Annotated in this window: 18 protein-coding genes and 2 pseudogenes; 5 read left to right on the forward strand and 15 right to left on the reverse strand. The window is 49.0% G+C overall.

Annotated elements, in window-relative coordinates; genetic code table 11:
- Positions 1–484: 484 nt before the first annotated feature.
- The 6 genes from JVX88_RS03475 to fahA form a co-directional block, all read right to left on the reverse strand.
- Entirely contained in the window at positions 485–937 is a 453-nt protein-coding gene (locus JVX88_RS03475; RefSeq protein WP_211625789.1) for a GNAT family N-acetyltransferase, read from the reverse strand.
- A gap of 52 nt (positions 938–989) precedes the next feature.
- Positions 990–2,375, reverse strand: a complete 1,386-nt coding sequence (purF, locus tag JVX88_RS03480; protein WP_211625791.1) for an amidophosphoribosyltransferase — start codon at positions 2,373–2,375, stop codon at positions 990–992.
- A gap of 57 nt (positions 2,376–2,432) precedes the next feature.
- Entirely contained in the window at positions 2,433–3,020 is a 588-nt protein-coding gene (locus tag JVX88_RS03485; protein WP_211625792.1) for a molybdenum cofactor guanylyltransferase, read from the reverse strand.
- A 4-nt stretch (positions 3,021–3,024) separates the two neighbouring features.
- A complete protein-coding gene (locus JVX88_RS03490) occupies positions 3,025–5,304 on the reverse strand; it encodes an FdhF/YdeP family oxidoreductase (RefSeq protein ID WP_211625793.1) in 2,280 nt (759 codons plus the stop codon).
- Between the two features lie 42 nt (positions 5,305–5,346).
- Entirely contained in the window at positions 5,347–6,189 is an 843-nt protein-coding gene (fdhD, locus tag JVX88_RS03495) for a formate dehydrogenase accessory sulfurtransferase FdhD (RefSeq protein ID WP_211625794.1), read from the reverse strand.
- Between the two features lie 116 nt (positions 6,190–6,305).
- The gene (gene fahA, locus JVX88_RS03500; RefSeq protein WP_211625795.1) at positions 6,306–7,625 is read right to left on the reverse strand and encodes a fumarylacetoacetase; all 1,320 of its coding nucleotides are present in this window, start codon (positions 7,623–7,625) and stop codon (positions 6,306–6,308) included.
- Between the two features lie 44 nt (positions 7,626–7,669).
- Between fahA and JVX88_RS42940 the strand changes: the two genes are divergently transcribed.
- Positions 7,670–7,912 (forward strand): hypothetical protein, encoded by a 243-nt coding sequence (locus tag JVX88_RS42940; RefSeq protein WP_211625796.1) that lies wholly within the window; start codon positions 7,670–7,672, stop codon positions 7,910–7,912.
- Between the two features lie 594 nt (positions 7,913–8,506).
- On the opposite strand, the gene JVX88_RS03510 is transcribed toward JVX88_RS42940, so the two are convergent.
- From JVX88_RS03510 to JVX88_RS03545, 9 genes and pseudogenes are all read right to left on the reverse strand, one after another.
- Entirely contained in the window at positions 8,507–8,935 is a 429-nt protein-coding gene (locus tag JVX88_RS03510; protein ID WP_211625797.1) for a hypothetical protein, read from the reverse strand.
- A gap of 293 nt (positions 8,936–9,228) precedes the next feature.
- Positions 9,229–9,963, reverse strand: coding sequence for an SDR family oxidoreductase (locus JVX88_RS03515; protein ID WP_211625798.1), 735 nt, complete (start codon positions 9,961–9,963; stop codon positions 9,229–9,231).
- Positions 9,964–9,967: 4 nt separating this feature from the next.
- Entirely contained in the window at positions 9,968–11,275 is a 1,308-nt protein-coding gene (locus JVX88_RS03520; protein ID WP_211625799.1) for an FAD-dependent oxidoreductase, read from the reverse strand.
- Complete coding sequence (locus tag JVX88_RS03525; protein ID WP_211625801.1) at positions 11,265–12,131, reverse strand: decaprenyl-phosphate phosphoribosyltransferase; 867 nt, start codon at positions 12,129–12,131, stop codon at positions 11,265–11,267. The genes JVX88_RS03520 and JVX88_RS03525 overlap by 11 nt, the downstream gene beginning before the upstream one ends.
- Positions 12,128–13,339, reverse strand: a complete 1,212-nt coding sequence (locus JVX88_RS03530) for a hypothetical protein (RefSeq protein ID WP_211625802.1) — start codon at positions 13,337–13,339, stop codon at positions 12,128–12,130. Before JVX88_RS03530 ends, JVX88_RS03525 begins: the two co-directional genes overlap by 4 nt.
- A gap of 51 nt (positions 13,340–13,390) precedes the next feature.
- Positions 13,391–14,119 (reverse strand): annotated as a pseudogene (rpoD, locus tag JVX88_RS43865) (RNA polymerase sigma factor RpoD); the annotation flags it as partial.
- 630 nt (positions 14,120–14,749) lie between these two features.
- Positions 14,750–15,130, reverse strand: a pseudogene (locus tag JVX88_RS43870) (sigma-70 factor domain-containing protein); the annotation flags it as partial.
- 119 nt (positions 15,131–15,249) lie between these two features.
- The gene (gene dnaG / locus JVX88_RS03540) at positions 15,250–17,097 is read right to left on the reverse strand and encodes a DNA primase (protein WP_211625804.1); all 1,848 of its coding nucleotides are present in this window, start codon (positions 17,095–17,097) and stop codon (positions 15,250–15,252) included.
- Positions 17,098–17,170: 73 nt separating this feature from the next.
- A complete protein-coding gene (locus JVX88_RS03545) occupies positions 17,171–19,606 on the reverse strand; it encodes an endonuclease MutS2 (RefSeq protein WP_211625805.1) in 2,436 nt (811 codons plus the stop codon).
- Between the two features lie 216 nt (positions 19,607–19,822).
- Here JVX88_RS03545 and JVX88_RS03550 point away from each other — a divergent pair, with 216 nt between their 5' ends.
- Genes JVX88_RS03550 through JVX88_RS03565 form a run of 4 tightly spaced genes read left to right on the forward strand, consistent with a single transcriptional unit; the run spans position 19,823 to position 25,060 of the window.
- A complete protein-coding gene (locus JVX88_RS03550; RefSeq protein WP_225931331.1) occupies positions 19,823–20,047 on the forward strand; it encodes a ferrous iron transport protein A in 225 nt (74 codons plus the stop codon).
- 5 nt (positions 20,048–20,052) lie between these two features.
- Entirely contained in the window at positions 20,053–20,742 is a 690-nt protein-coding gene (locus JVX88_RS03555; RefSeq protein WP_211625807.1) for a FeoB small GTPase domain-containing protein, read from the forward strand.
- Complete coding sequence (locus tag JVX88_RS03560; protein ID WP_211625809.1) at positions 20,636–22,105, forward strand: site-specific DNA-methyltransferase; 1,470 nt, start codon at positions 20,636–20,638, stop codon at positions 22,103–22,105. Before JVX88_RS03555 ends, JVX88_RS03560 begins: the two co-directional genes overlap by 107 nt.
- Positions 22,106–25,060, forward strand: a complete 2,955-nt coding sequence (locus tag JVX88_RS03565; RefSeq protein WP_211625810.1) for a DEAD/DEAH box helicase family protein — start codon at positions 22,106–22,108, stop codon at positions 25,058–25,060.
- The last annotated feature ends 271 nt before the right edge of the window (positions 25,061–25,331 follow it).

A 25,331-nucleotide genomic window follows, 5' to 3' on the forward strand; every position in this document is an offset into this window, starting at 1 on the left:
CAACTCATCGCCCGGAACGTTGAATCACGCAATTTGCTCTGTTATCTGGTGAAGGACCTGTGCCACTTTTTGGCACATCGTTTGCTCTTCAAATTCACATCGGAAGGGTTTAACTTTCGGCACGTGTGGACAACTGAAGGAACTGCTTAGAAGAGCAGGATGTGTCGAAAGCGGCGGGGCTTAGCTTAACTGAATTGCCTCGTATAGGTTTGGGAAAGGGTTCGAATTGCTTGGGGGAAATCTTCGAGTGTGGGCACGAAGACTGAGTCGGGCCTTTTCCCAATCGTAAATTCAAAAGAATCTTTGGTCTTTGAAAATCAATTCTCGGATGCCTCTTCTTTTTTATAGGGTGAACATTGATCTACGATTTCTCTCACATTCCTTCCATCAGAGCGACGGGAAATGATTTTCATGGTACTGCCGGGCTTGCAGAAAATGCGGGCCCGGCTTTTAAGTTTGCTGATAGGCTTCTAGAACAGATGTCTTATTTACTAGCAGCTTCTTCGTACATCAAATAATACGTCTTTTCCATTCCAAGTTTTTCGTAAACTGCCTGAGCTGTTTCATTTTCCTTTTCGACATAAAGCCTAAAGCCGCAAACGTGTCCATTTTCTTCGGCACAGCCCTTTACGAACTCGTAAAGTTTTCGATAGACGCCACGGCCCCGTGCTTCGGGCAAAATATAGACGCTCTGTATCCACCAGAACCAGCCGTTCCGCCAGTCACTCCATTCGGTAGTTACCATTAGTCCGCCGACTATCTTGCCCTCATTTTCTGCAACCACATAAAAGCCTTTGTTTTCATCAACGAAAACCGCCGAAACACCTTTCTCCAAGACCTCACGATCAAGCTGTTTGCCTTCGGTCTCCAAGGCCATTTCCTGGTTGAACTTTACCAAGCTTTGAATGTCTTCTGATCTTGCCGTGCGGATGTTCATCTGTGATCGTATTGCATTCAGTTTTGACCGGATATCATTTCCACCGACTGTTTCAGGCCGCCCTTCCGTTTGCGATGAGTGTCGGATATTTTCCGGTCCAGCACGCGGTGCACGAGGTTTCAGCCGGAAGTCCTATCGCTTCGAGCATTCCCTTATGCGAAAGATATCCTAAGCTGTCAGCTCCGATATATTTACATACTTCTTCAACAGTCATCCTCGCCGCGATCAATTCATCTTTGCTTGGCGTGTCAACCCCATAGAAACACGGACTTATGGTGGGCGGACACGAGATCCGCATATGCACTTCTCGGGCTCCGGCTTCACGAACCATTTGCACTATTTTTTTCGATGTAGTTCCACGAACAATCGAATCATCAATAAGAACGATGCGCCTTCCGTTTATCAAATGTCTAACTGGATTGAGCTTTAGACGGACGCCAAAAGAGCGGATCGACTGTGACGGCTCAATGAACGTGCGGCCGACATAATGATTTCGAATGATGGCCTGCCGATAATTGATGCCCGAACCGCGCGAGTATCCGATAGCGGCGGCAACACCTGAATCGGGCACGGGCACGACCAGATCTGCTTCCACAGGATGTTCAACAGCAAGCTGCTTGCCCATCTTGTGGCGCGATTCATTAACCGAGCGGCCAAAAATGATCGAATCCGGCCGCGAAAAATATACGTGTTCAAAAGAACAAACAGAAACCGGCTTCTGGGGAAACGGATATTCAGACCTTAGCCCATTTTGGTCTATCACAAGCATTTCGCCGGGTTCTATCTCGCGGACGTATTCTGCATCGATAAGATCGAATGAACACGTTTCCGAAGCTACGCACCAGGCGTCATTTAATTTTCCAAGAACAAGCGGACGAAAACCGCGTGGGTCCCGGACGGCCACCAGAGCTTCCGGTGTAAGGAATAATATCGAGAATGCTCCTTCTGTGTCGCTCAAGACTTTTTTCAATGCCTCGATAGCCGAAGGGGCCGGGGTTCTCGCAATGCCATGAAGTATAGTTTCCGTATCAGAGGTGGATGAAAATATCGCTCCGGCCTGTTCCAGTTCGTTGCGCTTCGCATCGGCAAATGGCAGGTTTCCGTTGTGGCAGATCGCGATCTGTCCGTGTTGACACGTTACGGAAAACGGCTGGACCTCTTTTATAGTATTACGTCCTGCAGTCGAATATCTGGTATGCCCAATAGCGGTCTGGCCAGAGAGCCGCCGAAGAACGTCTTCGTTCAAAACATCTGCGATCAGGCCCTGAGATCGAAATTGGTGCAGTTCTTGTCCATCGCTGGAAACTATCCCGCACGCTTCCTGCCCACGATGCTGAACGGCAAAAAGGCCAAGCTGTGTGAGCGTTGATGCCTCAGGATGTCCAAAAATACCAAAGACGCCGCATTCCTCATGAAACTTGTCGAGAACAAATGCCATTCAAACCTATTTTGCCATATGCTGCGAACAAACAGAATCAAACATTCAAGTGCTTGCTCAGATATCGAGGTCCCTTGGCGTGTTGATGTTACGAAGCAGGCGGCCACCTATGCCCAGATGTGAAAAGGCGGTCTCAGGAACGCGGTCCGTATTCAACATTCCTAATATCGAGTGAAGCGAAGGCACTATATCATCGGCTGTAACGATCTTTCCAAAAACTGGAAGACACGTTCTGACCTGATAGAAGGCACATAGTGGCTGGTTCCAGCCATCACTCTGTAAAGGTACGATAACATCGCTGTCCTTTCGTATCCGTTCTTTCAAAAGCCAGATAAGATCCGGGCTCACAAATGGAAGATCACACGCTAGAACGAAGATCCACTCCACATTGGCGAAACGCAAAGCGGTGTAAATTGCTCCGATCGGCCCTCGGCCGGGGACAAGGTCAGCAATTACCTGCCTTCCAGCGATCTCAGTTCGTGTGTCGGTGGTTCGGGTAACAAATATCGCCTTCGCAGGCAGAAGCGCTTGCTCTGTCGTTTCCGCGGCACGCACCGCAAAAGAACGTCCTTCAAACACTACATCTGCCTTTGGGCTTCCGAATCTTGTCGATCTACCGCCGATCAATATAAATGGCTGGATCATATAGCTATCCCGAAGGTCTGATCGAAACAACTATACATTTGGATGTCGGAGTTCCGCTTCTTCGTGCGTGACTACCAAGCGGGACAAGCGGATTCGCCTCCGGAAAATACGCAGCAACGCAGCCTTTCGGTATCTTGTATTCAACAATAGCGAATCCGTTTGCATAACGCTCGCCGTCGTCCCAATAACTCGTAACGTCAACTTGTTGACCTTTTAGCAAGCCCAGATCCGCGATGTCATCGGCGTTCATAAAGATGACCATCCTCCCGCCGTCGATGCCGCGATAGCGGTCGTCGAAGCCGTAGATCGTAGTATTGAACTGATCGTGCGAACGGATGGTCGTCATCAGCAGCCGGCCTGCGGGAACTTGCGGATACTCGAGGCTCGATGTCCTAAACAAAGCCTTGTCGGATGCGGTCGGAAAGATACGCTCACGCGGCGGATTCGGAAGATAAAATCCGCCGGGCTTTCTGATGCGTTCGTTGTAATTATCAAACCCCGGAACGACCCGCTCGATCGCGTCTCGGATCAGATCGTAATTGGCAGCGAATGCGTCCCAATCGACGCCGCTTCGGTCACTGAGCGTTGCCTTTGCGAGCCGGCAAACGATCCAAACCTCGCTGCGAAGCTGCCGCGATGCCGGCTCGAATACGCCCCGAGACATCTGCACATTGAGCATGGTGCTTTCGGTCGAAACGAATTGTTCGCGGCCCGCTTGCTCATCGACCTCACTGCGTCCGAGACAAGGCAAAATGAGCGAAACCTTTCCCGGTGCCAATGCGGTGCGGTTTAATTTTGTTATCACCTGAACGGTCAGATCGCATTTCTGCAAGGCACTTTCGACCGCGTTGGTGTCGGGCGATGCCGCGGCAAAGTTCCCGCCGATTGCGAAAAAAACTTTTGCCTTGCCTTCTTGCATTGCGGCGATAGATTCGACCGTATTGTAGCCGTCTCGTTCGGGCGTCTTGAAATTGAATTCGCGTTCGAGATTTTCTCGAAAAACGGGCGTCATCTTTTCCCAAATGCCCATCGTGCGGTCGCCCTGCACATTTGAATGTCCGCGCACGGGACACAGGCCCGCTCCCGGGCGTCCGATCGAACCGCGGAGAAGATGAAGATTAACTATATCTTGGATCGTCGCGACCGCCGCCGTATGCTGCGTAACGCCCATTGCCCAACACGTGATGAACGAGCCAGCATTGAGGATCATTTCGGCGGCCTCTTCGATCTGCTCGCGCGTGAGGCCTGAGCCTTCTTTAATTTCGCTCCAGCCGGCTGCATCAAGCGATGAGATCAGCTCATCGTAACCTTCTGTATGCTTCGCAATGAATGCATGATCAAATACACTTCCTGGCTCCGCACGTTCACGCTCGAGCAGGACCTTCATCAAGCCTTTTAGCACCGCCATATCGCCGCCGATGCGAACAGGAAGGTGCAGATCAGCTAGTTTCGCCGGACGAAAACCCAAGACGTTGAACGGATTTCCATGCTGCGGATTCGGATCTACAAAACTCGTAAGCCCGACCTCAGACAGCGGATTTATTGCGATCATCTTCGCACCGGCCTTCTTCGCCGCAGCGAGAGATGAGAGCATTCGCGGCGCGTTCGTTCCCGGATTTTGACCGATGACAATAATCAGATCGGTCCTCTCAAAATCCTCAAGCCGTATCGTTGCTTTGCCGAGACCGATCGATTCGGACAAAGCTACGCTCGTCGATTCATGACACATGTTCGAACAATCGGGCAGGTTGTTCGTGCCGTACTGGCGGACAAAGAGCTGATAAAGAAATGCGGCCTCGTTCGACGTTCTGCCCGATGTGTAAAAGACAGCCTCATCAGGCGAGGAGAGTGAGTTCAGTTTTTCGGCGATCAGAGAGATCGCATCTTCCCACGAGATCGGCTCGTAATACATGCCGCCTTCACGCAGCATCAGAGGCTCCGTCAAGCGGCCCTGTTTATTGAGCCAAAAATCGCTTTTCGCTCTTAGCTCTTCGATCGAATGCGCGGCAAAGAACTCACGGCCGATCTTTGCGGTTGTTGCTTCGTCGGAAAGAGCCTTTGCACCATTCTCGCAAAATTCGTTGATCGTACGGCGTTCGGGATCGGGCCACGCGCAAGATTGGCAGTCAATGCCGCCTTTTTGATTAAGTTTCAACAGGCCGCGAGTGCCGCGAATGACGCCCATCTTGCTGAAAACGTGGCGAAGTGCATTCGTAACGGCGTGAATGCCAGCCGAGGTCTCGGGCGGCGGTGTTATCTTAAGTTCATTGTCCCCGTTTGCCATTCTTTCTGCAGCCTACGAACTTCTTGCGATCCCTTTAACCCATTATCTATGGGACCTTAACCTAATTCGGGCATCACCCGAATAGATATTAAACCGGCCATCTCGGACAAACCCGACCAATGTCATACCGTATTCCTTGGCAAGCTCAACTGCCAAGCTCGATGGAGCTCCGACGGCGGCCATTATCGGTATTCCCGCCATCAATCCCTTTTGGACAAGTTCGAAACTTGCTCGGCCACTGACAAGCAAAACGGCATTGTTCTGAGGAAGTTCGCCGTCAAGGAATTTTTTTCCGATAACTTTATCCAGCGCATTATGGCGGCCCACGTCTTCGCGAATAATGTCGATCTCGCCGCTTGCGTCAAACAATGCCGACGCGTGCAGCCCGCCGGTCCGTTCGAAAGCCGACTGAGCTTTGCGCAATTCGTCCGGCAAGGAATTCACGACCTCACCGGCAATCTCTAAACCATTGTTATCAATAGGCTTAGCATCAGACCGCAGAGCATCGATCGAGGACTTTCCACATACGCCGCAGCTTGATGTCGTGTAAAAATGTCTTTCGAGTTTCTTGAGATCGACCGACGCATTGTCGCTCAGATCAACGCGGATCGTGTTTGAATTCAATGACGCAACTCGGTCGAGTGCTCCCTTGACCTTACCGATCTTCAACCCGCAATGGCGGATCTGCTTGATCTGTTCGGGTGATTTGATGATACCTTCGGTGAAAAGAAAACCTGCGGCTAGTTCGGCATCTTCGCCGGGTGTCCGCATCGTTATGGAAACGGCCTTGTGCGTTCCGTCAGGCAAACCAAGGCGTATCTCTAGCGGCTCTTCGACGGCCACCTTGTCGCGAAACTCACGCCCATCAGCCGAACGTACTGCCATTTCCGCTTCCGCGACCATTCGTTAAGTTTAGCAAACAGTTGCCAGAGAATTCACGGAGGAGCCGAGCAACAAAATAAACTCGTGCTCAATTTATCGGTGAGCTCTGTGTTTAAGGTTTAATCCGCAGGCAAAACCCTTCCACGACATTCACCCAGACCGATGCGGCGAAAGCCTTCGCGTTCGCAATAGCCCTTCATTATTACCTCGTCGCCGTCTTCGAGGAATCTGCGTGTTTCTCCTGAAGGTAATTCGATCGGCTCGCTGCCCCGCCAGGTGAGCTCGAGCAGGCAGCCGCGTTCATTCTTTTCCTTGCCGCTAACGGTTCCTGAAGCCATCAGATCTCCGGTCTGCAGATTGCAGCCGTTAGAGGCGTGGTGCGTCAGCATCTGGCCGATGGTCCAATAGAGGTCTTTCGTGTTTGATCGCGAAAGCATGAACGGCCGGATGTTTTCCTGCCGCATCTTTTCGGTCTGAATGTAGACTTCGAGATTGATATCAAGCCCGCCGAATGTCTGATTCTGCTCGTCGTAGAGATAACCGAGCGGCTGCGGATCGTCCGGCCCGCGTTCGAATGCAGGCGTGCGAAACGGTGCAAGCGCCTCCATTGTTACGACAAACGGCGAGATAGTTGTCGCGAAGCTCTTAGAAAGAAACGGCCCGAGCGGCTGGTATTCCCATGCCTGGATGTCGCGTGCCGACCAGTCGTTCACCAGACAAACCCCGAAAATATGTTCCTCGGCATCTTTGATATCTATCGGATGCCCAAGCTCATTTCCCTTTCCGACAAAGAACCCAAGCTCCATCTCATAATCAAGATTCTTGCAGGGAATGAAGGCCGGCGGCTTTTCCGCATCGCTCCGGTTCTGTCCCTTCGGCCGCGTGATATCGGTTCCTGAAATCACGATCGACGAAGCCCGCCCGTGATAACCGATCGGCAAATATTTATAATTCGGAAGCAAAGGATTGTCCGGCCGAAACATCGACCCAACATTCGTCGCGTGATAGATCGAGCAGTAGAAGTCTGTGTAGTCATTAGTCGAAAAAGGCAACTCTAGTTCGACATCATCCTTGTTAACCAGAAAGGCCGTCACTTTAGAACGCACCTCTGACGAGGCGGATCCGGACAGCATCTTTAAAGCCTCTTTGCGCACGAACCTGCAAAGCTCAGTGCCGAGAACCTCACTCATAAATGTAAGGTCTGATATCTCGATCTCCGCACTCAGATCTCGCAGATCGTCGCCAAACAAACCTGCTTCCATCGCACTGGAAATATCGAACAACTTGTCACCAATTGCCAAGGCAAGTTTTGACGGTTCTTCTTCGTCAGAGCTCTGCCAAAACGCGCAAAACGGCAGATTCTGTATCGGAAAATCCGTATCGGACAAGTTGGCGTCTTGCGCGTAAGGTCGAGCCCGACCTGCTTTATCGCGTCGCAAAGGCCGACAGCCTCGGCCGTTATGCGGATGGAGATCGAAGCAAAATGATCTTCGGTTCAGAAGCCCAGGAATGGTTTATCGAGCGCGTTCGATCGCTCCACATAGAGCACAAAGCTCCAGAGCCGATCCTGATGGGCCGCCATCTGATCGAACTTGGACTCAAGCCCGGCCCTAGCTTCAGAGGCATCCTTGATGCAGTTTACGAAATGCAGCTCGATGGAAAGATCACCGACCTTACAGATGCTTTGCAAGAAGCTCGTAAGATCGGTGATATTGCAGCTAATTAGCGGAACTCATTACCTAAGAGGTAAATGATCGATATATCAGCGTAGGTTCCAAAGTGGACGGTTCTTGGAGTAAGCGTTGGGCTGTCATTTATCCGCCAAAAGCACTCTGTTTCCCGCAGAAATATATTTATACAAAACCAAGCTCCTCCCTGATTCAATGATGAGGGGCTCGCAGGGTTGTCTAGTTGCACGACGTTGGTTCCCTCCACGGGTCCTTAGATCCCGTTTATAACCTGGGCTTTTGCGAAGTGATCATTTCCGGGCGCTATTGTCTCCATGCTCATTGACGTCCCCCCAAATTTCAGAAGTCAAGAACTTCCTTCCCCTTTCGAGAAAAAAGTTCAAAGGATGCGAAAACAATGGGGTGAGCTAACTAACTTATTGCGGCCAAATCTGCGGTCGGGCCCAACTGTTTAATAATGAGTGGTTCATCTTAGGGAAGCGATTCAATTGATTACGGCTTAAGGACGAAGATCTTATTTCCAAAACTCAACCAGATGAGACCCGATGTATCAGCAATGATGGCTGTCTCACCACCAGTAACGGAATAATCGTGCGGATAGAAAACTATCGGTGAGTCAGGAAGCCGCCTTATCAAACCCAAACTGCTTTGAATCCATAGTGAACCCCGTCTGATGCTTCGGCAAGTTCGAATGCCGTAAATGTAGCATTCGATCTAGCTTGAATATCAAGTGGTACGGGAACGAACGCCTGTTTTCCGTCAATATCTGCCAATCTAAATAGGCTTGTGGACGCGAGCCACAGTACACCGTTCCTGTCTTGAAGGGACATTCCTCGTGAATTTGTTACGAACTGTGCATTCAGTCTAGGTGGGTCACTTTCAGGCTGCGAGGTTCGGCTCGGATCAAATCGATATGTGCTCCTGGTCGTTGATATCCAGTACACACCATCACGCGTTTCATAAATATTCTCTGTTCCGGGCGGTGAATTTGTATCGACGATGGCATAGGTAACAAAACGCGAACCATCGAATCGGGAAAGCCGTCCCTCGTACAAAACCACATGAAACCGCGCGAGTCACGATAGCTATAATCAACAAATCCGATGCCTAGTCCCTCCGCAGAAGTATATATCCTGACCGGAAGTTTTGCGCTAAAGCCGTGAACCCGGTTAGAAAAACCATCCAAACAGCTATGGACGCTAATACTACCTTTCCTACCGACGGGTGTATATTCATTCTACAAAGATGCAAATAGGACTTATGTGAGTGAATTTTACACGAGAAATGGATTCTCAACATAAAGTATGTTCATCGTGAGAACTCTTCATTGTTAGGTTTCTATTGATTTCGATGATCAAAGTTTGGTGCGCACGAACAGAGATTCAGGAAGCATTTTGATGATGAACATGATCGATCGCCACATCGGCAAGTGATAGACGATGTCTTTTCTTCTCTTGTAAGCACTGAATACAGCCTCTGCAAGCTTATCTGGAGTAGAGGTTAATGGGGTTGGAAGCTGCATTCCCTCGGTCATTTTTGTACATATGAATCCCGGTTTAACGGTTATCACATTTACGCCGCTTGGAAACAGGCGATGCCGCAAGCCAGATAGAAAGGCAGTAAATCCAGCTTTCGCCGAACCATATATGTAATTGCTCTGACGGCCGCGGTCCCCGGCAACGGAAGAAATGCCGATAATGCTGCCGCTCTTTCGCTGTTCGAATTCATTAGCGAAAAGTGAGAGTATTGACACAGCCCCGGTGTAATTCGAAGTCATTATATCGAGTGCCAATTCAGGATCAGTGCGAGCTTTTACCTGATCGCCGAGGTGCCCGATAGAGTACACCACAACCTCTGGTCGCATCTGAAGATCTGAGAAGAAACGCTGATGAGTTTCGTATTTTGATGCATCAAATTCGACGACAAAAGTCTTAACATTGTGTCGGATCGATAGGTCCGAGGCGAGTGAATCAAAGCGCTCGGATCTTCGGCCCGCGAGTATGACGTCGAATCCCTCGGAGGCAAACTTTCTGGCAATGGCAGAGCCGATGTCTGAATTTGCCCCCAATAGCAGAAGACATTTTCCCATTCCTTTAATAACCTAAACGCTCAGACTGAAGCGAAGCAAACTTTGCTGAGCTTACCTGTTTTTTATAGGTCTGACCAAAGACTTCGGCATTCATCCGAGCATCTTTTGCCAAATAGACCCTTCCCCCAAGGTCGGCAACTATTCGGTCCAGCTTATCGAGCAAGCTAAAAACACGCTCACTCACTTTGAAATCGAGCGCAAGAGTATAGCCCTTCATTGGAAAACTCATTACTGCATTTGGATCCGCTTCACCAAAAAGCTTAAGGACGGCGAGCGGCGAGCCCTGGCCCGAATGCTCTATTTCAGCCAGTAACTTTTCCATCCCGGTCTTGCTTTGTTCAAGCGGAATGACACATTGATACTGGACAAAGCCTCGTTTTCCATACGCACGATTCCAGTTGTTTATTCGGTCCAGCGGGTAAAAATATGGATCGTAATGGATCGCCTTTTTCGAGACCTTACCCCGCTGTCTTGAGTAATAAAGAGCGTTGAGTATTTTTACCGTTAGGTAGTTCACTGTACTGGAAGGAGCAGTAAATGGAAAGTTCAGTCGAGGCTCCTGATGAACTAGAAGAGGTTCGTTTTTATATTTGATCGGGAGATTTTCACCGGAGATGTGTTCTCCTAGCAGGAGGATCGATCGGCCCATCTTCTGTCCTTTTGCAAAACAATCGATCCAGGCTACGGAATATGTTGATGAAAGATTCTCTTCAAAAAGCTCCATTATCTCGCAAAGATCACGGGCTTTGTAGGAGGTCTGTTCAATATAGGAAGACTCAATTGCTCTAAGTCGGATCTTTGCGGAAATTATAATACCTGTACGCCCCATTCCGCCGCATGTCTTCCAGAAGATCTCCGGTTCGCGAGTACCTGAACAAACCACAAAGCGGCCGGTCTCGTCGAGCAATACTATCTCCTCAACAAAATTTGAGAACGAACCGTGGACGTGATGATTCTTTCCATGAACATCGGCTGCGATCGCCCCTCCAACCGTAATGAATTTAGTTCCGGGCGTTACTGGAAGAAAAAATCCGTTGGGGACGCAAACCGCAAGAACCTCAGAGAGCATAACGCCGGATTCACATTCGATGACTCCATTTTTTATATCGAATGACAGAAATCTGTTTAAGGGAAGCGAGGAAACGATATTCTTAGATAGAGAGGCATCGCCGTAGCATCGCCCATTGCCGCGTGCGATAAGTTTGGACGTGCCTGTGATATGTTCACGAATGCGGTCAAGATCACGGCTTTCGAGCATCTCCGCCTCAACGCTCGGATAATTGCCCCAATTTGCGACGCGTTTAGAGGACATAAATGATAAATGCAAATGACGCGAGCCAGAGACCAATAAGTATTTGGATAAAGCGGTCGCGAAGCAAGATATCGGTCGGCGAACCGCTATTCTCCTCAACCATTGCGATCTGTAGGAAACGAAGCATTCCGAGTATCACGAAGACCGAGGTCAGATAGATATTGTCAGAGTGAAGACGCTGCACGACCTCTTCTGACACGGTGTACATTATGTAACAAACTATCGTTGCGACGCCGAGAACAACAAGACACGTATCGATAAATCCCAGCGTATATCCCTTCAGAGCCGGACGAAGATCTTCCTTCTCAATATCCAAAAGAAGATCATCTCGTCGCTTTCCTAAAGCGAGGCAAGATGCGAGCAGAAACGTCATCATTACAAGCCATTTTGAGACTGTTACATCGATGGCCATACCTCCGGCGAGAACGCGCAGAACAAATCCGATCGAGATGAACGAAATATCGATAAGAGAAAAGTGTTTCAGTCCAAGACTGTAAATGAGATTAAGAACAGCGTAACCGCCAATGATGAGAGGAATATTGTTAGAAATATAGAACGCGATCAAAATAGATGCTATCGCCAATATGATCATCAAAGCCACCGCATTGCGGACCGGCACTGCACCGGTTGCAAGCGGACGCTGTCGTTTAAGTGCATGCAAACGATCGTATTCGAGGTCGCGAAGGTCGTTAAAGATGTAGACCGCGCTCGCAATAAGACAAAATGCGATAAAAGTAAGGATCAGTTTCGGGGATTCAATAAGCAGCCATACCTTTCCGGCAAAGAATGCGGGGATAAAGACAAAGAGATTCTTTATCCATTGCTGCGGCCTTAGAAGTTTTAGGTATGCGTTCAACTGGCGATCTCAGGCTCGGCCGCGTCAGGAAAATTAGAACGCGGCAAAAATGTTAGTGCAAATGCAACACCGGCGAATACAAGGGTAAACATACCGTAGCCGGACTGACCAACGAAAATATCCGGCTCTCCCAGCTTGATCGAATGGACAATCGTAGTAAAAACCAAAATGATGAACTGCACAATGGCACAATACCACCAAAACATTGGATCATTAGCCTTATATCGACGAAGAGAGAATATCCCTGCAGCAAGGAAGCCGCTAAGCGGTATCAACTTGCCAGCGTGGGGAAGCACGATTTCGATAGACGTCACTTTATTCGCCTGAACAATTAGCGGTGTAAAGCCGGCGGGATCCCAAATGTAGAAGGGAAGCGTTACCGCCAAGCAGGCTATTCCCGCTACAGTAAGATATTTCATCGCCTGCCAAAAACCGCCGATCTGATACAGAGCGGAGAAAACTAGCGGTAAAAGGACAAGGAAATTAGACCTCGATGAAAGTGTCAAGCCAAAGAGTGCCGCTGCGGCATAGGCTTGCCATTTCGGCGATGACGATGAAGAGAGTGATGTCAGCAGTGCCCAGATAGCAAACAAAATGTATGCCGTGTTAGCGATATAATCGGAGCCCGTTGCAAGGTTTTGAAGAGATGTCGGCGAAAAGGCAAGCATCAGCGCAATTCCAAAAAATGCGACCGCATTTCCTGATATCCAACGTATTATGAAAAACAGAACACCCAGCCAGAAGACATTGAGCAAATAGATAGTTCCACTAAGCGTGAATGGGGCGCTTATCAAGACGGATCCCGGCATTGGCGAGATACCATTTTTCAAATATGTTTCCTTATAGTAAGGGTAATTTCCGGAGAACAATTCCTGAGCAGCGATTATTAGTGCGTCGTCAGCATCGCTGCCCGCCCCGAATCGGCCTGAGGTTGCCAGCTGATATCCGATAGCAGATGCGACCGCAAGCCCAATGAACATCGCTGCCGAAAGATAAAGAAAGACGTTTTCTGATATCTTCTCGCGGAGGAAGGGAATTATATAGCGAATAGAAATAAAAAGTCCGATAAGCCCAATACAAACGAAAACAGCGATCCCTCGAAGCCCAAAATATTTATTCGCCGTGTCGATCGACGGCAATAAGATCAAGAGCGATCCCAAAATGAGAGCGGTATTCGATTTGGCGAAACCCTGTTCGTCAGCTTTCATCGATAGTTTTAAAAGGATGGCCGGCAACGAACTCAAGCACCGGCCGTAGAATTATGCTTTGCCTTCAAGAAAGGCTTTTAGTCTTCGCGAACGCGATGGATGGCGAAGCTTTCTAAGGGCTTTTGCTTCGATCTGACGAATTCGTTCGCGTGTAACGGCGAAATGCTGACCAACTTCTTCAAGTGTATGTTCCGAACCGGTGTTCCCGAGCCCGAAGCGCATTTTGATCACTTTTTCCTCGCGCGGCGTAAGTGTCGCCAGAACCTCATCGGTTATCTCGCGCAAATTCGAAAAGGTTACTGATTCCGCTGGATTTAGTATTGAGCGATCCTCTATGAAATCGCCGAGATGGGAATCCTCTTCTTCGCCGATCGGGGTCTCAAGCGAGATCGGTTCCTGAGCGATCTTGAGCACTTTACGAACCTTTGAAACAGGGATGTCCATCCGTTTTGCGATCTCTTCGCTCGTCGGTTCGCGTCCGAGTTCCTGAACGAGCAAGCGAGACGTACGGATAAGCTTGTTGATCGTTTCGATCATATGCACTGGGATTCGGATAGTTCTCGCTTGATCTGCAATGGCTCGCGTTATGGCTTGCCGAATCCACCAAGTTGCATAGGTCGAGAATTTATAACCCCGTCTCCACTCGAATTTATCGACGGCTTTCATCAGGCCGATATTGCCTTCCTGGATAAGATCCAGGAATTGCAGTCCGCGATTCGTGTATTTTTTCGCGATCGATACAACCAGCCGGAGATTCGCCTCAACGAGCTCACGTTTTGCCTGATTTGTTTCAAATTCGCCGACGCTTATCGTTTGGTAGCAGCGTTTGATCTCTGTTGCGGTAAGAAAGTACTTTTCCTCGATCTCCGTGATGACGGCTTTCGCTGCTCTTATCTTCGCGTTCAGCTCCCGCTTCTCACTCAGCGAGACCTTTTTCGATGCTTTTGTCTCGAGCGATTTGATCGCCTTTTCCTGTTTTCGAATCACATCGACGGTACTGCGAATGGCTGCTATCAGAGTCTGCAACGCGTATTCCGTTAGATTAAGATTCTTGATCTCCGCAGCAATTTCGAGCCTTGCACGGGCCGATTGCCGCTTTAGCCGCAGCAATCTTTTCCCAGGTTTGCGTGCACCGCGTCCAGTAGTAGCGGAAACTTCTTTCCTGCAAGATGTCCATATCTTTACTGCCGCTGCATAATTTTGTTTTATATTTGCGATGCCCTCGAGCGTCCACCGAAGATACTCCTCGGCTTTATCCTCTTCAAGGGATATTTCGGCCTGCTCAGCGAACGTTACAACTTCGCGGATGCCGAAATCTCCGGTTTCGAGTTCTTCGCCTATCTTTATCAAACGCTCGACAGCGATTGGCGACCGGAAGATCGCCTTATGCGTTTTCATCTGACCGCGTTCGATCCTTTTGGCGATAGAAACCTCACCCTCGCGAGTCAAGAGCGGGACAATTCCCATCTCCCTAAGATAGAGACGGACCGGATCGTTAGATTTATCGAGAACACCAGCCGAAAGATCAAGATCGAGATCTTCGTCCTCAACATCGACCTCTTGTTCATCATCTAATGCCATGCTGGAAGCACGCTCCAAAAGCTGTGCATCGGATTCAGCTACGGAGATATTTGCGCCTTCCAACCGCTCCAGGACGTCTTCCAGATCATCTGGGGACATCATATTTTCCGGGATCTCGCGATGAAGTTCGTCAAGGCTGAGGAATTTTTTTCTTTTACCTAATGCCAACAAGCGGTCCATTAGGTCTTCTTTTTCATCGTAATCGGGCATAATCACTGAACGATCTCGATCGAACCGGTCGTAAATCGCTGTCAAATCTTATAGTTATATACGCACATCAGGCGGGAAAGGTTCCATACGCCACAACGGCTTTTAAACCGAAAAGTATATCAGACTTCCTTGATTTTGCTAAGGAGGTCATGCTTCATTCTGGCCAGATCGAGTTGTTCAGCAATAAGATCCCGCAACTTGTTCTGGTCATTGTCGCGTTCTGCGGCGATCACTTCCTGAGAGATCTCAAGGATTCTATTTGAGATCGCCATCGAGCGGAGGCTGAAGACGCAATTTTCCGCTTTATGGAATACCTCATCGATCACCTCGCCCGAAACACGCTGCGGCTCGGACATCATCAATATAGGCAGAAGGTCCTGAAGAAATTCATCGTCTTCGATGAACTCCGCAATATGTTCCGCCGAGAATTCCAGCCCCCGTTCATGCAGATCAATTAACCCTCGGAACAGCTGTGCCGACGCAAGATTCTCATAGTCGCTTTCTTCGAGGATCGGCAGGATCTTGTCCTGAAGCTCCCCATCATAGATCAGGAGTTCCAGCAATTGCTGCTCGGCTATGGTGAGTTTTGCCTGCGTAACGCGCTTTATCTGTTGTCGTACAATCTCGCTTTCTGTACGTCGTCCGTTTTTGACCGTGTTCCACAGCTCACGTTTGACGGCGACATCATCGACACGGAAAAACGCCATCGAATCATCGAAGCTTTGTCGCTTTTGGATCGGATTCTTGATCGCCGCAATTGCTGGGAGCACTTCTTCAATTGCATCTGATTTTTGCCGCGGATTATTCATTGATCGTCCCTTCATCGCGACATCGAGAGTGAATTGAAGAAACGGCATGGCCATACCGCGAGCTTCATTGTAGCGCTCGGCCCCTTGCGAGCGAATATAATCATCCGGATCAAGCCCATCGGGTAAGACAAGTACCTTTACGTCAAAATCTTGGGGCAACAGCTCTTCAATAGCACGCTTGGCGGCTTTGATGCCTGCTGCATCACCGTCGTAGTTTATGACCACACGTTTCGTGTAACGAGAGAGCAATTTTGCCTGATCTGGCGTGAAGGCCGTCCCAAGACTCGCTGAAACATTAGTTATCCCGAACTGAAATAGAGCTATCAGATCAAGATAGCCTTCGACCAGTATCGCGAATTTCTTTTGACGGATCGCTTCTTTAGAGTGATGAAGGCCATAAAGGTGCTTGCCCTTGATGTAGGCAGCGGTCTCGGGAGAATTCAAATATTTTGGTTGCTCATCTCCCATCGCACGAGCACCGAAGGCAACAGGGTTGCCGTTAACATCCAATACGGGAAAGATGATCCGGTGCCGAAAGCGGTCATAAATACGGCCTTTTTCTTCATTCTTAGAGACCAGACCGCTCTGTTCAATAAGCTTATCGTTCGCACCACTAGCAAGCAGATGTTCGTGAAGTGCCTGCCATTCATTCGGGGCAAAACCTATCCGGAACTGTTCGAGCACGGCTCTGGTTATGCCTCGTCCTTCCAGATAATTGTGTGCAGCGGCCGCCGCTCTGTCACCCGAATAGAGAAATTCTTCCCAGAATGTCAAAGCTATGCGATTCAGCTCGATGAGCTCTTCAGAAAGCTTTTTCTGCTGTTCTTTTTTCTTTTTTGTCTGTTGATACTGCTTATCGTCGATAGGTTCCGGAAGCGCGGTTCCGGTCATTTCGGCAACACGACGGACAGCTTCTGGAAAGCTAAGTCCTTCCATTTCCATAAGAAATGTGAAGGCGTTCCCTCCTTTACCGCAGCCAAAACATTTATAAAAGCCCTTTGAAGGATTTACCGAGAATGACGGCGTTTTTTCCTGATGAAATGGGCAACACGCCATCCAGTTCGCGCCTTTTTTCTTCAAAGGAGCGTAGGGTTCGATGATCCGCACGAGGTCAGCGCGGTCTCTGAGGTCATCAATTAAGTATTGATCGTAAAGCAAGGTGACATTATAGCACTCAGCAGTAAACAAATAGACTGAGTGGGGTTCATCTTCAATGCTATTGCCAAGGCTTCTACATTTTCAGTTCTGCGATCGTCGCGCCGTTGCCCCCTTGGGAGGAAGGAGCGAAGGCGAATCGCTCGATTAATTCGTGATGCTTTAGAAAATGGTGGACATAGTTTTTGAGAGCGCCGGTTCCGAAGCCGTGGATGATGCGTATTCGCGGCAGCGACGCCATATAAGCTTCGTCAATAAATCGATCAAGCTCGTATTCTGCATCTGCAGTGGTTTTGCCGATCAGATTCAGTTCAGCCGGGGCTTCCAGGTTATCAGGCCGAAGGTTTGGTGTTGACTTTCGCTTCTCAGTAGATGAGGTTCTTTGCTTGGTCTCTGGAGTAAATATCGTTCGCAGGTCAGAAAGTTTTTCCCGCATTCTGATGTTACCCACAAGTACTTCGGCGATCTCTTTATCGATTTTCTCCACAATGCCTGCTTTTCCAAGCGATGTGGTAACCTTCGAACCGACCTTTATGGGAATGTTTATATCTGAAGGTCTTTCGCTGGAGATTGAAGATTCGGGGTCAGATACTGAGCTGTTAACTTCATTTAGCTTCGAGAGTATTGCTCTATTAAGCTCAGCTTTTCGGGCTGAGCGTTCTTTGTCTAGTTTGTTTTTGAGGGCCTTATCCTCGATCGTGTCAATAAATGCTTTAGACTGGCGTTCGAACGATTCAAGGGCTTCAGCCAGCTTCTGTTCGAATTCCTTTTGTCTGATTTTTTCTTTGCGCAACGCTTCCACCTCAAGGCCAGCATATTTTAGTGCTGTTGCCTCTCGTTCTTCTTCGAGTGCGATACGAAGATCTTCAGCTTGTTTGGTCTCGGTCTGCAGCTTTAGTAAATAAGCCTCTGCTTCCTGTGCCGAAACATCCAAATTCTGACGTGCCTTGTCGATAACCTCCGGCAATATGCCGAATCGGCTGGCGATCTGAATTCCTGAAGAGGCTCCGGCCAGACCGATAAGCAGTCTATACGTTGGCTGTAGCGTCTTTTCGTCGAATTCGACGGAAGCGTTTATCACGTCCGGATCATTTGCGGCGTATATCTTTAAACCGCGATAATGAGTTGAGGCGATGACCTGAGCTCCTTTTTGTCGGAAATGATCGACTATCGCAACACCCAGAGCCGACCCTTCTTCCGGATCGGTCCCGGTGCCAACCTCATCTAGTAGAACAAGTGAGGGCTGGATACAATCGCGCATCATTTCCGCGATGTTGGACATATGGGAGCTGAACGTCGAGAGATTTGCGGAAAGTGATTGGTGATCGCCGATGTCTGCCAACACTGATCTATAAAATGGCACCTTTGCCTGTTTTGCAGGGACGGGAAGCCCGGAAATTGCCATAAGGCTCAATAACCCGGCGGTCTTGAGAACAACGGTCTTGCCACCTGCATTCGCACCAGAGATTATCATTACCGATCGTTTGGCATCTAAAGAAAAACTTGACGGCACTATCTCATCGGTCTGATCCGAATCAGACGGTTGTTTGCCATTCGCCGCTAGCTGATTCCTTAAATTCTCTTCCAGCAAAGGATGTCTTGCGTCGGCAAGATACAGTGAACCCTCATTCGAAAGTTCAGGGACGATCGCTTTGAAACGGCGAGCGAATTCGACTTTTGCCCTAATGAAGTCGAGCTTTCCTACTGCGTCGGCGGCTTTTTCGATGGCAGGAAGTTGGTCGCGGAGCGATTCGGTCAGGTCGAATAGTATTCTGGATATCTCGCGTTCTTCTTTGCCTTTTATGTTCTGGAGCTCGTTATTTGCTTCGATGGCTTCGAGCGGTTCGATAAAAACGGTCTGCCCGCTGGAAGAGAAGCCATGAGCGACACCGCGTACCTTGCCGCGGAGATCTGCCTTAATAGGGATAACATATCGGTCATTACGCAGAGTTACGATCTGATCTTGAATAGAATCTCCCGCCGAACGCATTACGGTTTCAAGAGAGTGGGCCAAACGCGACCGCTGTGCATTAAGTTCACGGCGAATTTGGCCCAGTTCAGGCGAGGCCGAGTCGTCTATCTCGCCGCCGGGCAATATCTTCCGTTTGACGTTGTCCAGTGTTCCTAGCAGATTCGGCGGAATATCCTCGACGATGTTCCAAAGTGTCGCGGCAAATTCCTTTTCAGGATGTATCAAAGAGCGAGCGAACAATGCCTGTTCGCATAAACGGACAATTTCAAGCATTCGTTCAGGTTCGAGCGATGCATTGCGGATCTTTAACACAGCAAGGGCATAATTCGGATCCTGCATACCACTGAATGACCATGAGACCTGCTTTTCTTCGTTGAGCAATATTGTTTCTGAAATTCCCGAAAGTTCGCGCTCCAATCCGATCCGGTCTGTCATGGGCTGAAGATCGAGCATCATTTTGCGCCCCATTTCGGTCTGAGTGAGACCAATGAGTAGATCGACCAACCGGTGGAATTCAAGTGTCTCAAGCGAATAGTTCATAAAATCAAAGTCTGAGATTCAAATTCTAGAACAGACAGATAGAACTTTACACAAGTGTTATGACAAAGGTGTTCGGTATCTTTCATTATTTGCTTGCAAACGGTACAACAAGATATTACAGCAATTTGAAAATAGTATTTAGAATCATTTAATTTAAGAGATAATAGGTGATAGCTTTGCGGCCTTTGCGAAGGAGCACCTACCTGTCTAAACAATATGAACCTCACTGATATTAAGGCAAACCAAGAGGCCATGGTCACAGCTGTAATTGGCACGGATACGATAGCCAATCGTTTGATGGAGATGGGTATTGTCCCAGGAGTTTCGGTCCGTGTCATCAAAGCCGCCCCGTTCGGCGACCCAATAGAGGTTCGGTTGCTCGGTTACAATCTTGCTCTACGGCGCAACGAAGCAGCGATGATAAGCGTCGCGAAGGTCTGATCCTAATGTCCAAAGAAACCATTACAGTTGCACTTGCGGGCAATCCGAACGCTGGAAAGACTACACTTTTTAATGCTCTTACAGGGCTAAGGCAAAAGGTTGCCAATTTCCCCGGCGTAACTGTTGAACGAAAGACTGGTAGTTGGAACGCAAATGGGCAACCTATCGATCTGATCGATCTGCCGGGGCTATACAGTCTTGATGCAACGTCTGTTGATGAAGAGATCGCACGAAAGGTTCTGACCGGCGAGGCTGAAGGCCAGCCAAAGCCGAATGCAGTGATTGCTGTGGTTGACGCAACGAATCTTGAAAGAAACCTCTATCTTGTAACGCAGATCCTTGAGCAGGGGATAGAAGTCGTTGTTGCGATGACAATGACCGATCTATTCGAGGATCAAGGTCATGAGATCGATATCGCAAAGTTTTCGAAAATGCTTGGGGCTCCGGTGGTCCAAGTTGATGCTCGGACAGGCCGAGGTTTGAACGAACTTGCAGAAATTACTCTTTTAGCACAAGCCAAAGGAAGTGGGTCGGTGATGATCGCTGCCTCTCGAATCGTACCTACAACGCTCCGGTCAGAAGAGCGACATGGGCGAACTCCTCACATCCAACCCGAAGTCCAGCGGACGCTTTCATTCCGATTGGCTCAACATGATGTACCCGCGTCTGCGCGTTGCGAAGGACCTCCTTCGTGAAGACGGTGTCATGTTTATTTCGATCGACGATAACGAAGCTCGTAACCTACGATTGTTAGTTGACGAGATTTTCGGAGAAGAAAACTTCATTTCTCAGATAGTTATTCAGTCGAATAAACGCGGCCAGACTTATAAGGAAATAGCCAAGACGCATGAATATCTGCTTCTGCATTCGCTCGGAGAAGACTATTCCATCTTTGAACTTCCGAAGCCCGATGACAGCCTCCCTTTTGAAGACTCAGACGGCCGTTTTGAGCTTTGGGAGCTGAGGAATCGAAACCCGAAATTTGGCCGGCACAATAGACCGAATCTTTTCTACCCAATATATGTGCGCCCTGAGGTTGGACCCGATGGCTACGCGGCAATATCGCTTAAGGCGTCCACCGAGTTTGTAAAGGTAGAACCATTTGACAGTAATGGCCGCGAAAGTTGCTGGCGTTGGGGTCGCGATACGGTACAGAAGGCAATCGAGAAAGGTGATTCGGTTCTTGTCGCAAAACAGCGACGCGACGGCAAATGGAATATCTACGAAAAATCACGAAAGAGCACGACGAGCCCTAAGTCTCTTTGGACTGAGACGGATGTAATCAGTGAGCAAGGGACCGTAGAGCTGGGCGAGCTCGGGATGGGAAAATACTTTGATCATCCTAAGCCGCTCGGCTTGCTGGACAAGGTTCTGCGGATAGCCACCGAACAAGACGATATGGTAATCGACTTCTTTGCAGGAAGCGGAACGCTTGCCCATGCCGTCTACGCCCTGAATGCGGAGGATGGAGGCAATCGAAAAGCGATCTCAGTCCAAATTGGCGAACAGATTTCCAATGGACACGCTGCCTATAAGGACGGCTTCAGAAAGATTTCCGATGTTACCGCGGAGAGACTTCGAAGGGCGTCAAAAGCAATATCGGAGGGCGGAAAGAGAGAGAATGCAGACTTAGGCTTTAGAAGTTATCGACTTGAAAAATCTAACTTCAAAGCATGGACTGATTATCAAGGAAACGACCTCGACGAACTCCGAGGACTTCTTCAGGCGCAACTCGATTCGACGTTCGTTGACGGAGCGACCGAGGACGCGATTCTGACCGAGATCCTCCTTCTGGAAGGCTTCCCATTGACCTCGAAAATTGAGACCGATGAGACGTTCGAAAAGAACATCGTTCGTCGCATCTCGCACGAATGGTCCGAACACCGCCTCTTCGTCACGCTCGACAAAGAGATCCAGGAAGAAACGATCCGAAAGGTTGATGAACTGATCGACTCCGAAGAAATGTCCAAGATCGACATCTTCATCTGCCTCGACAACGCCCTAACAGACCAAGACAAACTCCGACTAGCCGACGTGTGCAGGCTCAAGACGATCTAAATGTCAAAGATCAAGTTCCAATTCGATCCGGATCAGGAGTATCAGCTTGCCGCTGTTCGCTCAGTGGTTGACCTGTTTGAAGGCCACATGCCCTATCGTGCGGGTTTCCTCGGGTCTGAAGAGATCATACCGAACATACCGCCGGACGAGATACTTTACGATTCGGACTTGCGGGCCAATCTCGAATACGTTCAGAACTTGAACGGCTTGCCCGTCACAGGCGAGCTGGAGAAGGAAAGTGGGATGGTATTGGAGGGAATCGGCGTTGATTCCCATGATTTTCCGCAGTTCACGGTCGAGATGGAAACCGGAACCGGGAAGACCTATGTGTACTTTCGGACGATATATGAGCTTAACAAACATTACGGCTTCACAAAGTTCATCATCGTGGTGCCATCAATTGCTATTTACGAGGGCGTCTTTAAGACAGATCTAATAACCCGCAGTCATTTTGCTAGCCTCTATGACAACAATACTCTCAACCTAATTCCGTATGACGGTAGCCGTCCGGGCCAAGTACGTAGTTTTGCGAACTCGTCGCAGATCCAAGTCCTTCTGATGACGATCGATGCCTTCAACAAGAAGTCGAATAACTTCTACAAAGCTACGGACAAGCTGCAAGGATCGGGATTGCGGCCGTTTGAGTTTGTGGCGGCCACGCGCCCGATCGTGATACTCGACGAACCGCAGAGTATTGATTCGACCGAAAAGGCAAAATCCGCGATTAGAACACTCAAACCCCTGTTTTCACTTCGGTACAGCGCAACTCATCGCCGAAGCCCGAATCTGATTTACCGGCTCTCGCCCGTCGATGCATATCATCAGGGACTCGTGAAGAAGATCGAGGTGACCGGCATTGATGCCCTCGACAATTTGAACGATATGCAGCTTGCCCTGGAAGATGTGCTTTTGTCACCTTTCAGGGCCAAGATTCGTACACTGGTAAATCGCGGCGGTACTTCGTTGTCGGAAACGGTCACGGTAAAACAAGGAGAAGATCTCTATCGGCACACTAAGCGTGAGGAACATCGCGAAGGCTTTAAAGTTGAAGAGATCAGTGTGACCGGTGAGAAACCATTTGTTACTTTTGAAAATCAGGTCAAACTCGAGCTAGGCTCGACAACGGCGCCCCTCCGCTCCGAAATATTCCGAGCGCAGATCCGCGAAACGATAGTTGAACACCTTCAGCGGCAGGAGAAGCTTCACGATCTCGGGATCAAAGTCCTTTCGTTATTCTTTATTGATCGGGTCAGCAATTACACCGACGATGACGGAATCATCCGAAAGCTCTTCGACGAAGAGTTCGATCAACTCAAACCCGCTTACAGACATTTCTCGAAGCTTGCTCCGGAAGACGTTCGAAGCTCGTATTTTGCGAAAAAGAAGTCAGCAACCGGCGAGTTTGCGATTGACACCAGTGCAAAGACGGCTGAAGAACGGGAAGCAGAAAAAGCAGCTTTCTCGCTTATCATGCGAGACAAAGAAAAGTTGTTGTCGTTTGATGAGAAAGTGAGTTTCATTTTCGCTCATTCGGCCCTTAAAGAGGGTTGGGATAACCCAAACGTCTTTCAGATCTGCACGCTGAATCAGACGATCTCTGAAGTTAAAAAGAGGCAAGAAATAGGCCGCGGCCTTCGGCTGTGCGTAGATCAAACCGGACAACGGATCTTCGACGAAGACGTAAATGTTCTGACTGTCGTCGCGAATGATAGCTATAAGGATTACGTAGAGTCGCTGCAAAACGAATACATTGCTGACGGCGAGACCGAGGCTCCGCCGAAGCCCTCCAGCTCACGCAAATCGACAGCATTCCGTCGCGATCCAATCTTTTTGGGTGCTGATTTCCGCGAGTTCTGGGAAAAGCTGGAGCAAAAAGCAGAATACATCATCAAGCTTCAAACGGCTTCGGTCGTTAATGATTGCATTCAAAGACTCTCGTCCTATAGATTCCCCGAGCCGAAGATTGTCATTTCAAAGGGCGAGTTCATAATGGCGAGCTATCGCATCAGCCTGGACCGAGTTTCGGGGAGCGTTGCGCACCTAAGAATCGCGAGCAAGGCGTCAGATGGTTCCGAAACGGTTCGATCGATCCCAGTTGAAGTCGGTTCGAAACTCGACAAGGTTTGCAAAGACGACACCTTGAGAGAATTCAAGGTAATGGCTATTACAAGCGATTCAGAAGCCCGAGTCGTTTTCGAGAACGACTTAGAACTGAATCAATACAATGAGATCCCGTTAGACGTACAAATTAGTCGTAAACCCGTCGTTTCTACAGTTGAGTTTAAGTCAAACACAGCTAGCACTTTTGACTTCATTTCTCGGATAGCTGATGAAACTCAATTGACGCGCAAAACCTTGGTCGAGATCTTTTGCGGATTGCCAACCACGACCCAAGAACAGGTCTTCAAGAATCCTGAAGGTTTCACGAACAAGTTTGTCGAGGTTGTTAAAGACGTTGTGGGCAGAACCGTCGCAGAGAACATTGAATACCGAATCGTACCGGATCAGAACATTGACCTTGAGGAACTATTCCCTGTAACGAAGAGTTACCCTCAACGTGAACTCATACCGGCTGGCGAACGAGGTTTATACGACCAGATGCAGGTTGACTCGGAGGTTGAACGGAACTTCATCAACAGGAATCTTGTTGAGCAGTCGGATGTCGTTTTCTATTTCAAGTTCCCCCCTAAGTTTAAGATCAATCTGCCTAAGATAATCAACAACTACAACCCAGATTGGGGAATCGTAAGACAGCCCCAAGGAAGCGTTCAAAACTTTGAGATCGTCGTCGAAACTAAGGGCGGGTTGGATATTGCCAAGCTCCGTTTCGCGAGTGAAGGGTGGAAGATTCGCTGCGCGATGCGGTTCTTTGCTGAGCTGGGGATTTCATATCGCCACGTTGACGGCAACACCTTCACATGGGCAGTCTTCGACGGGCAAAGCAATCTACCGTGATCTACCGGAAGTCGTAGAAAAGAGTAAAAGCGGGACAGTAGTAGGGTTCGTGGAAGCGTGCTGGACTCATTCTGGATTACTGAGATACGGCGTTCTCGAATGCATCACTGGTGGCTTGCCCTTTGAGATACTATGGGTGAAAAGCGATGAAAACTTTTGTGAGGTTTATCAATCGCTTGCTCCTGAGATGAGATCACCAACAGGATTTCAGCTCCCGGCATTGCACAGGAATACTGGTGAGTTTGTCGATTTAATGTGCTTCGTTTGAGTG

Source organism: Leptolyngbya sp. 7M, assembly GCF_018128485.1.